General features: G+C 72.3%; 9 protein-coding genes. All 9 read left to right on the top strand.

Features of this window, described 5'->3' with window-relative positions; genetic code table 11:
- The first annotated feature begins 58 nt into the window (after positions 1 to 58).
- The 9 genes from accC to VKH46_05290 are packed head-to-tail and all read left to right on the top strand — an operon-like array spanning position 59 to position 8,019.
- Complete coding sequence (accC, locus tag VKH46_05330) at positions 59 to 1,408, top strand: acetyl-CoA carboxylase biotin carboxylase subunit (protein ID HKB70245.1); 1,350 nt, start codon at positions 59 to 61, stop codon at positions 1,406 to 1,408.
- Complete coding sequence (gene thiE, locus VKH46_05325) at positions 1,405 to 2,544, top strand: thiamine phosphate synthase (GenBank protein HKB70244.1); 1,140 nt, start codon at positions 1,405 to 1,407, stop codon at positions 2,542 to 2,544. Before accC ends, thiE begins: the two co-directional genes overlap by 4 nt.
- Positions 2,532 to 3,275 (top strand): metallophosphoesterase family protein, encoded by a 744-nt coding sequence (locus VKH46_05320; GenBank protein HKB70243.1) that lies wholly within the window; start codon positions 2,532 to 2,534, stop codon positions 3,273 to 3,275. The genes thiE and VKH46_05320 overlap by 13 nt, the downstream gene beginning before the upstream one ends.
- Positions 3,272 to 5,296 carry a peptidylprolyl isomerase gene (locus VKH46_05315; protein ID HKB70242.1) on the top strand — a complete coding sequence of 675 codons (2,025 nt, stop codon included), beginning with the start codon at positions 3,272 to 3,274 and terminating at the stop codon, positions 5,294 to 5,296. Before VKH46_05320 ends, VKH46_05315 begins: the two co-directional genes overlap by 4 nt.
- Before the next feature lie 4 nt (positions 5,297 to 5,300).
- Entirely contained in the window at positions 5,301 to 5,498 is a 198-nt protein-coding gene (locus VKH46_05310; GenBank protein ID HKB70241.1) for a hypothetical protein, read from the top strand.
- Positions 5,495 to 6,457 carry a D-glycerate dehydrogenase gene (locus VKH46_05305; protein ID HKB70240.1) on the top strand — a complete coding sequence of 321 codons (963 nt, stop codon included), beginning with the start codon at positions 5,495 to 5,497 and terminating at the stop codon, positions 6,455 to 6,457. The genes VKH46_05310 and VKH46_05305 overlap by 4 nt, the downstream gene beginning before the upstream one ends.
- Complete coding sequence (locus VKH46_05300) at positions 6,454 to 6,741, top strand: DciA family protein (protein HKB70239.1); 288 nt, start codon at positions 6,454 to 6,456, stop codon at positions 6,739 to 6,741. Before VKH46_05305 ends, VKH46_05300 begins: the two co-directional genes overlap by 4 nt.
- Positions 6,738 to 7,454, top strand: coding sequence for an RluA family pseudouridine synthase (locus VKH46_05295; GenBank protein HKB70238.1), 717 nt, complete (start codon positions 6,738 to 6,740; stop codon positions 7,452 to 7,454). The genes VKH46_05300 and VKH46_05295 overlap by 4 nt, the downstream gene beginning before the upstream one ends.
- A 40-nt stretch (positions 7,455 to 7,494) precedes the next feature.
- Positions 7,495 to 8,019: a DUF2127 domain-containing protein gene (locus VKH46_05290; protein ID HKB70237.1), complete on the top strand. Its 525-nt coding sequence runs from the start codon at positions 7,495 to 7,497 to the stop codon at positions 8,017 to 8,019.
- The last annotated feature ends 245 nt before the right edge of the window (positions 8,020 to 8,264 follow it).

The raw sequence follows: 8,264 nt of genomic DNA, 5'->3' as shown, positions 1-8,264 counted from the left end.
CAAAGCCGATTGATGTCGGCCGCAGGACTCGCGCTATTCGCGACGCGGGGCGTCGCGAATGTTTAAGAAGATCCTCGTCGCTAACCGGGGAGAGATCGCGCTGCGCGTCATCTCCGCGTGCCGCGAGCTCGGGATCCGCACGGTCGCCGTCTACAGCGAGGCGGACCGGGAGGCCCTCCACGTGCGCTATGCCGACGAGGACGTCTGCATCGGGCCCTACCCGCCCTCCGCGTCGTACCTGAACGTCGCCTCGATCGTGTCGGCCGCCGAGATCACGGAGGCCGACGCGATCCATCCCGGATACGGGTTCCTCTCGGAGAACTCGCGCTTCGCCGAGATCCTCGCCGACTGCCGGATCGCGTTCATCGGCCCCTCTCCCGAGGCGATCCGGACGATGGGAGACAAGGCGCTCGCTCGCAAGACGATGGCGAAAGCGGGCGTGCCGACCCTTCCCGGCTCCTCCGGAGCGCTCGAGACGCTCGACGAGGCCGTGGAGGTCGCCCGCAAGATCGGCTATCCCGTGATCCTGAAGGCGTCCGCCGGCGGGGGAGGCCGCGGCATGCGGGTGGCCAACAACGAGCGCGACCTCGCGTCGTTCTACGAGATCGCCCGCGGCGAGGCGGAGAAGGCGTTCGGCAACGCCGAGATCTACCTGGAGAAGTACCTCGTCGCCCCGCGGCACATCGAGTTCCAGATCTTCGGCGACCGTTTCGGAAGGGTCGTGCACCTGGGCGAGCGCGAGTGCTCGATCCAGCGTCGCCACCAGAAGCTCCTCGAGGAATCGCCGTCGCCCGTGGTCGACGAATCGTTGCGCGCCCGCATGGGGGAGGCGGCGATCCGGGCGGCGAAGGCGGTCGCCTACACGGGAGCCGGGACGATCGAGTTCCTCCTCGACGCCGAAGGGAAGTTCTATTTCATGGAGGCGAACACCCGCATCCAGGTCGAGCATCCGGTGACGGAGGAGGTGACCGGCTTCGACCTGGTCAAGGAGCAGATCTCCGTGGCGGCGGGCGAGCCTCTTTCCTTCGGGGACAAGGAGATCCGCGCCCGCGGGCACGCGATCGAGTTCCGGATCAACGCCGAGGACCCGGAGAAGTTCACGCCCTCGCCGGGACGGCTCACCGTTTTCCACCCGCCCGGCGGCACCGGGGTGCGCGTGGACACCGCCGCGTACCAGGGGTACGTGATTCCGCCGCACTACGACTCGATGATCGCCAAGCTGATCGTCCGCGGGAAGGACCGCGCCGAGGCGATCGCGCGGGGGCGCCGGGCGCTCGACTTCTTCGTAATCGAGGGAGTGAAGACGACGATCCCCGTCCACCGCCGGATCCTCGACGAGAAGGACTTCCAGGAGGGACGGCTCTCGACGCACTTCATGGACCGCTTCGCCCCGTCCCCGCGGAAGTGATCTCCCGGGGGTTCCCGCCGCTCTACGCGATCACCGACCGGAAAACGACGGGCGTTTGCGCCGCGGAGAACGCGCGGATCTTCGTCGAGGCCGGAATCCGCTCCGTCCAGATCCGGGAGAAGGACCTCGCCGACGGCCGGCTCCTGCGCGAGACCGCCGCGGCGGCGGAGATCGCGCGGGGAGCGGGATCCCGCCTCTTCGTCGACGACCGGGCCGACGTCGCGAAGATCGTGGCGTGCGGCGTCCACCTCGGGGAGGACGACCTGCCGGCGGCGGACGCCCGGGCGATCCTCGGGCCCGACGCCGCGATCGGCGTGTCGACGCACGACGGCGAGGCCGCGGCCCGGGCCTTCGCCGATCCGGCCTGCGACTACGTCGCGTTCGGCCCCGTGTTCGCCACGCCGGTCAAAAGCGGACGGCCGGCGGTCGGGCTCGAGGCGCTGCGCCGGGTCGCCGCCGGGCGGACGAAGCCGCTCGTCGCGATCGGCGGCATCGCGCTCGACCGCCTCGAGAGCGTCTGGGACGCGGGCGCCGACGCCGCGGCGATGATCGGCGCGGTGAACGGCCCCGACGCGGCGGAGCGGGCGCGGCGGGCGGTCGCCATCGCGCGGCGGCGGTTCCTGCCGAGGAAGATCTGGCTCGTCGGCTTCATGGGCTCGGGCAAGACGACGATCGGACGGATCCTCGCGGGCCGCCTGGACCTGCCCTTCTTCGATCTCGACGCGGAGATCGAAGCGGCATCGGGCAAGCCCGTCCGGGCGATCTTCGAGACGGAAGGGGAGGCCGAGTTCCGCCGGCGCGAGCGCGCGTACGTCGAAGGCTCGCTCGCGATCCCGTGCGGAGTCTTCGCGGCGGGAGGGGGAACCTTCGCCGCCGAGGCGAATCGGCGGGTGATCCTGCGCGAGGGCGTGTCGATCTTCCTCGACGTTCCGTTCGAGGTCCTCGTATCGCGCGTTCCCGCCAAGGCGGACCGCCCGCTCTTGGGCGACGCCGCCCAGGCGAGGCGTCTTTTGGAAGAGCGGCTCCCTTTCTATAGAATGGCCGGGCTTTCGGTTCCTCTGACGGGCGGTGAGACGCCGGAACATTCCGCCGAGGAACTGCTGCGCAGGCTGGAAGAGCGGACGTGCGTTATCTGATCCTGTCGGACATTCACAGCAACGACGAGGCGCTCGCCGCCGTGCTCGCCCGTGTGCGGCGCAAAAAGTTCCAGAAGGTGGTCCTGCTCGGCGATTTCGTCGGCTACGGCGCGAACCCGAACAACGTGATCGACCGCATCCGGAAATTGAAGCGCGAGAAGATCGCGATCCGGGGCAATCACGACAAGGTGGTGGTCGGGGCCGACTCGGGAGAGCTCTTCAACTCGATCGCCCTCTACGCCGCGCGATGGACCGAGGAGAAGCTCTCGCCCGCCAATCGCCGGTACCTCGAGGCCCTGCCGATCGGTCCCGTGATCGTCGACCGCGATTTCGCGGTCTGCCACGGCTCTCCGCTCGACGAGGACGCCTACATCTTCTCCGACGTCGACGCCTACATGAACTTCCGATCGGGGGACTGGAAGGTCTGCTTTTTCGGCCACAGCCACATTCCCTCGGTGTTCACGCTCGAGAAGAACGCGATCCGCGTGGAGGTCGTCCGCGGCGAGCGGACGCGGCTGGTCCTCGACCCGAAGAAGCGATACCTGATCAATCCCGGGTCGATCGGACAGCCTCGCGACCGGAACCCCCAGGCCGCCTACGCGATCTTCGACGCGGACGAGCGCGTCGTTCACTTCGACCGGGTCGAGTACGACGTCGATCTCGCGCGCGAGAAGATCCTCCGCGCCGGCCTTCCCCCGATGCTCGGCGACCGCCTGCCCCTCGGGCAATGAACCGTCCGGGTCTCCGGGCGGCCGGAGCGGCGCTCGTCGCGGTGCTGGTCGGGTGCGCGGGCGCCCGGCGCCCGGGTCGCGCGCCGGTCCCGTCCGAAGCGCCCGCGCCGGCCCGGACCGCGTCGTTCGCGTCCACGCTCGAAGCCCGCGCGGCGATGCTCATGCTCGAGGACGAACGGCGCTTCGACGCGGCGGCGCTCGCGGCGGCCGCGGGCAGCCCGGACCCGGCGGTCCGCACCGCGGCGGCGCACGCGGCGGGCGCCATCGGGGACCCTCGCGGGCGGCCGCTTCTCGTCCGGCTCGCCGGCGACGGAGATTCGCGCGTCCGGGCGGCTGCCGCGCTGGGGCTGGAGATCGCGCGTCTTCCGGAGGGGAGCCCGGCGGCCGAGGCGCTGCTCGGCGACGCGGACGCCGGCGTACGCTGCGCGGCCGGCCGGGCCGTCGGCGCCCTCCACACCGGCGCCGGGGAGGCGGCTCTCGTCGCGGCGATCCGCGCCGACCCCCGCCCCTGCCTTCTCTACGCCCTGGCCCGGTACGGCGACGAGCCGGCGGCGGCCGCCGCGCGGGAGCTCGCCGCCGCGCCTTCGGCCGACCTCCGGAGGGCTGCCGTGTACGCGTTCGCGAGGAACCCCGTGGCCGGCTCCTCCGCGGCGCTCGCCCGCGCGCTGACGGACGAGGACGGCGAGGCCGCCGCGTTTGCGGCGCGCGGCCTCGGGGTGCTCGGCGACCCGGCTTCGCTCCCCGCCCTCCTTTCCGCGCTCGACCGGCGGGAGACCGGCGTCCGGACGCTCGCGCTGAACGCGATCGGCGCGATCGAGGAGAAGGGCCGGACGGCGATTCCCCGCGACCGCGCCGCGCGCATCGTCGATCTGTCCCGGCTCGCGGACCCGAGTGTGGCGACGGCGGCGCTCGCCGCGCTCCGCTGGTGCGCGGACGACCGGGAAGCGTTCCGCGCGCTGCACGCGCAGGCGGTCTCCGGCGCCGGCCGGAGGCGGGCGGTCGCGTTCTCGGCGGAGCTCGCCGTGCTCGGGGACCGGGGACGCGCTCGGATCGCGGACGCGTCCGCCTCTCCCGACTCCGCGTTCCGGGCCGCGGGCGCTGCGGCGCTCGTTTTCCTGACCGAGGACGCGGCCGCCGGACTTCGCGACGCGTTCCTCCGGGACCCGAGCCCGCGCGTCCGCGAGGCGGCGGTCGGGACGTTCCCGCTCGACGCGGCGCGCCGGCCGGCCATCGCCGCGCTGCTGGCCGATCCCGACCCCGGGGTCCGGTCGGCGGTCGTCGACCGGCTCGCCGAATCGGGCGACCCCGCCGTTGTCCCGCCGATCGAGGCCGCGATGCGGGCTTCGCGCAGCGACACGATTCCCGACGTCGCGCTTTCGTGCGTGCGCGCCGCCGCCCGCCTGAAGCGGGATCCGGCCCGGAAGCTCCTGGAGTCCGCCGCCGGCTGGCCGCGCGGAGTGGTCGCGCGCGAGGCCCGGCGCGCGCTGATCGACGGCTTCGGGGGCGACGCGGCGGCGCTCGCGCCGGCGCCGTACGCGACCGGGCGCGTTATTTCCGACTACGAGAAGATCCTCGAGGATTCCGAGGGAGCTCACCGCGCGTCGGTGACGACCGCCCGCGGAACCTTCACGATCGCCCTCGACGCCACGGCAGCGCCGCTGACGGTGGCGAACTTCGAGGCGCTCGCGCGGCGGAAGTTCTTCGACGGCACGAAATTCGATCGCGTCGTCCCGTGGTTCGTCGTCCAGGGGGGCGATCCGACGGAGACGCTCCACGGGGGCCCGGGCTACGAGATCCGCGACGAGCTCGTCGCCGGGAGCTACGAGCGCGGGAGCGTGGGGATGGGGCTCGAGGGGGCGGACACCGGGGGAAGCCAGTGGTTCGTGACGCTTTCCCGGCAGCCGCACCTCGACGGGCGATATTCTCTCTTCGGAAGAGTGATCACCGGACAGGAAGTCGTCGACCGGCTCGAGCAGGGCGATGCGCTGCTCTCGGTCGCCGTCACGAACGGCGGGGGCTAGAAGAATGCGGCAGACGATCGGCCGCGCACTGATGCTGGCGGGACTCCTCGTGACGGGGATGGCGCTCTTCGTCGGCGTCCTCGGCGGGCACCCGTACCTCACGGGAACACTCGGGGGCCCGATCCGGGCGGAGCTGTCGATCCTCGCCTTCGGCGCCGCCCTCTTCTTCCTCGGGAGCGCGCTGGGAGGCGTCCGGCGGTGACCGCGGTGGTGGTCTCGGCCTCTGCGCTCCCCGGACCGTGGCTCGACACGCTCGCAGAGACGTTCGAGGTCCGGATCGCGGAGCCCGAGCGCTCCTTCGGGGCGTTCCGGGCCGAGCTCGCCGACGCGGACGGGCTGATCTCGCTCCTCACCGTGCCGGTCGACGCCGAGCTCCTCGCCGCCGCTCCGAGGCTCAGGGTCGTCGCCAACTACGCGGTCGGCGTCGATAACGTCGATCGGGCGGCCGCGGCGGCGCGCGGCATCGTCGTGACGCACACGCCGGGCGCGCTGACCGACGCGACCGCGGACATCGCGATGACGCTCCTCCTCGCGCTCTGGCGCCGGATCATCGAAGGGGACCGGCTCGTCCGCGCGGGAGGCTACTCGGGGTGGCGCCCGGACCTGCTCCTCGGACGCGATCCGAAGGGGAAGACGCTCGGGATCGTCGGCCCGGGCCGGATCGGCAAGGCGGTCGCGCGGCGCGCGCGCGCGTTCGGGATGTCGGTGATCGCGTTCGGGCGTTCGCCCCGGGACCGCGACGACCCCGACGACCCGCCGCGGGTGTCGTTCGACGAGCTGCTCCGGCGCTCCGACGCCGTGTCGCTGCACGTCCCGCTCTCTGCCGAGACCCGTCATTTGATCGACGCCGCGTCGCTCGCGAAGATGAAGCCGGACGCGGTGCTCATCAACACCGCGCGGGGCCCGATCGTGGACGAGACGGCCCTCTGCCGCGCGCTCGACACCGGCACGATCGCCGGAGCGGGGCTCGACGTGTTCGAGAACGAGCCGCTGGTCTCTCCGGCGCTCCTCGACGACGACCGCGTCGTCCTGATGCCTCACGCCGCCTCGGCGACGGTCGAAACGCGGTCGGAGATGGCGCGGATGGTCTGTGAAGACGTCCGGCGCGTCCTTTCCGGCGAGCCGCCGCGCTGGCCGGTTCCGGCGGAGCGGGGCGCGTGAAGAAGCCCGACGACCCCTTCACCCGGCTCGACCAGGCGGGCGGCCGCAGCCTCGGGCGGCTGCTCCGCGGGAACGGCTCTCCGGTGTATTTCGAGTCGCGGTGGGCCGACGTCCTCGGGCCCTACCTTTCGCGCAAGATCGCGCCGGCGGGGTTTTCGGGAGGCGCCCTCGCGCTGAAGGTCGCCGACGCGTCGTGCCGGAAGACGGTCGCGGGGCTCCTCCCGCAGATCGAGAAGAAGCTCCGGGACGCCTTCCCGAACGTCTCCTCCGTCCGTCTCCTGTGATCCTCTTCGAGAACGAGCGCTTCCTCGCCGTCGAAAAGCCGTCGGGACTCTCCATGGCGACGCGCCCCGGAGACGCATCCGCCGCCGCGCGCATCCTCGCCGCGCTGGGGCTCCCCGGCGGGGAAGACCTTCGCCTCGTCCATCGGCTCGACGTCGGAACGTCCGGGATCGTTCTCGTCGCCCGGGGCCCCGCCGCGCACCGGGCCGCGACGGCGCTCTTCTCGGCGCGGTCGGTGCGGAAGGTCTACCGCGCCGTCGTCTGGGGGCATCCCGTGCCCGCGCGCGGGGTCGTCGACCTCCCGCTCGCCGTCGACCGCGCGGACCGGCGAAAGATGAGGACGGCGCCCGGCGGCAAGCGCGCGGTCACCCGGTGGACGACGCTCGGGCGCCTGCCGTCGGTCGCGCATCTCGAGCTCTTCCCGGAGACCGGCCGCACGCACCAGATCCGGGTCCACCTCGCCGGTCTCGGCCATCCGATCGTCGGCGACGATCTCTACGGCGGGCCGCGGTGGCACGGCGTGCGGCACCCGGCCCTGCGGCGTCTCCTCTCGGGGCCGCTGCCGCTCCTCCTCCATGCCGCGGAGCTCTCCTTTCGCGACCCCGACACCGGCGCGGACGTCGCGGTTCGATCTCCCGAGCCGGAGCCGTTCCGGAAGGTCCTCGCCGCGGCAGCGCGGTCGAAGGAGCGCCCGTCCGTCCGTTGCCGCGAGTGAACCCGTACAATCCACCGATGGCCATTCGACGGAACGGCGCGTGCCCTCGGCTCGGGTGAAGCCGGCGCGCCGCCGGGGGGGAGCGCCGCGCCCGGGCGAGCATCCCGAACGCAGCGCCGTTCTCTTCGCAATCATCGTCCTGAAATACCTCAAGGCCCTTCTGTTCGTCGCCGCCGGGCTCGCCCTCTTCGGCTTCCGCAAGGATCCTTCCTCCCGCTGGCTCCTGCGCGTGGCCGAGCGAGCCGACGGAGACCCGCGCCTTCGCCTGACCGCGGGCTTCCTGCGCGGCCTCTCGCACAGCTTCGAGCTGCACTTCTCCGCGATCGTCGTCGCCTGCCTGATCGCCGGAATCGCCCTGGCCGCCGAGGCGACGTTCCTGGCGCGCGGCTACACGTGGGCGCCGTGGGTGACGATCGTGCTGACGGGCGTCTGGGTGCCGGTCGAGACCTGGGAGGTCCTCCGGCGGTTCTCCGTCCGCACGCTCGTTCTCATGCTGGTGAACATCGCGATCGTCGTGTACCTGTATGTCCATCGAGGGGACTTCCGGCGCCACGTCCGCGAATAGCCAGCGCGGCGATGCATCGAGCCGGGCGGGCGCGTCTTCCCGGGCGGCGGCTCGACGTACGGCTTTCGGTACGCCTTCACCGCCGGCCGGAAACCCGCATCCCGTCGGGCTCGCGCCTCGCCGCGCTTTCGGGTGGTTCCGAACCGAGAGGCGTTGTCGCGGGAATCAGGGGAATAGCCAGCGCGGCGATGCATCGACCCGGGCGGGCGCGTCTTCCCGGGCGGCGGCTCGACGTACGGCTTTCG

The organism is Thermoanaerobaculia bacterium (genome assembly GCA_035260525.1).
GTDB lineage: Bacteria > Acidobacteriota > Thermoanaerobaculia > UBA5066 > DATFVB01 > DATFVB01.
This window is presented reverse-complemented; position numbering and strand designations above follow the sequence as displayed.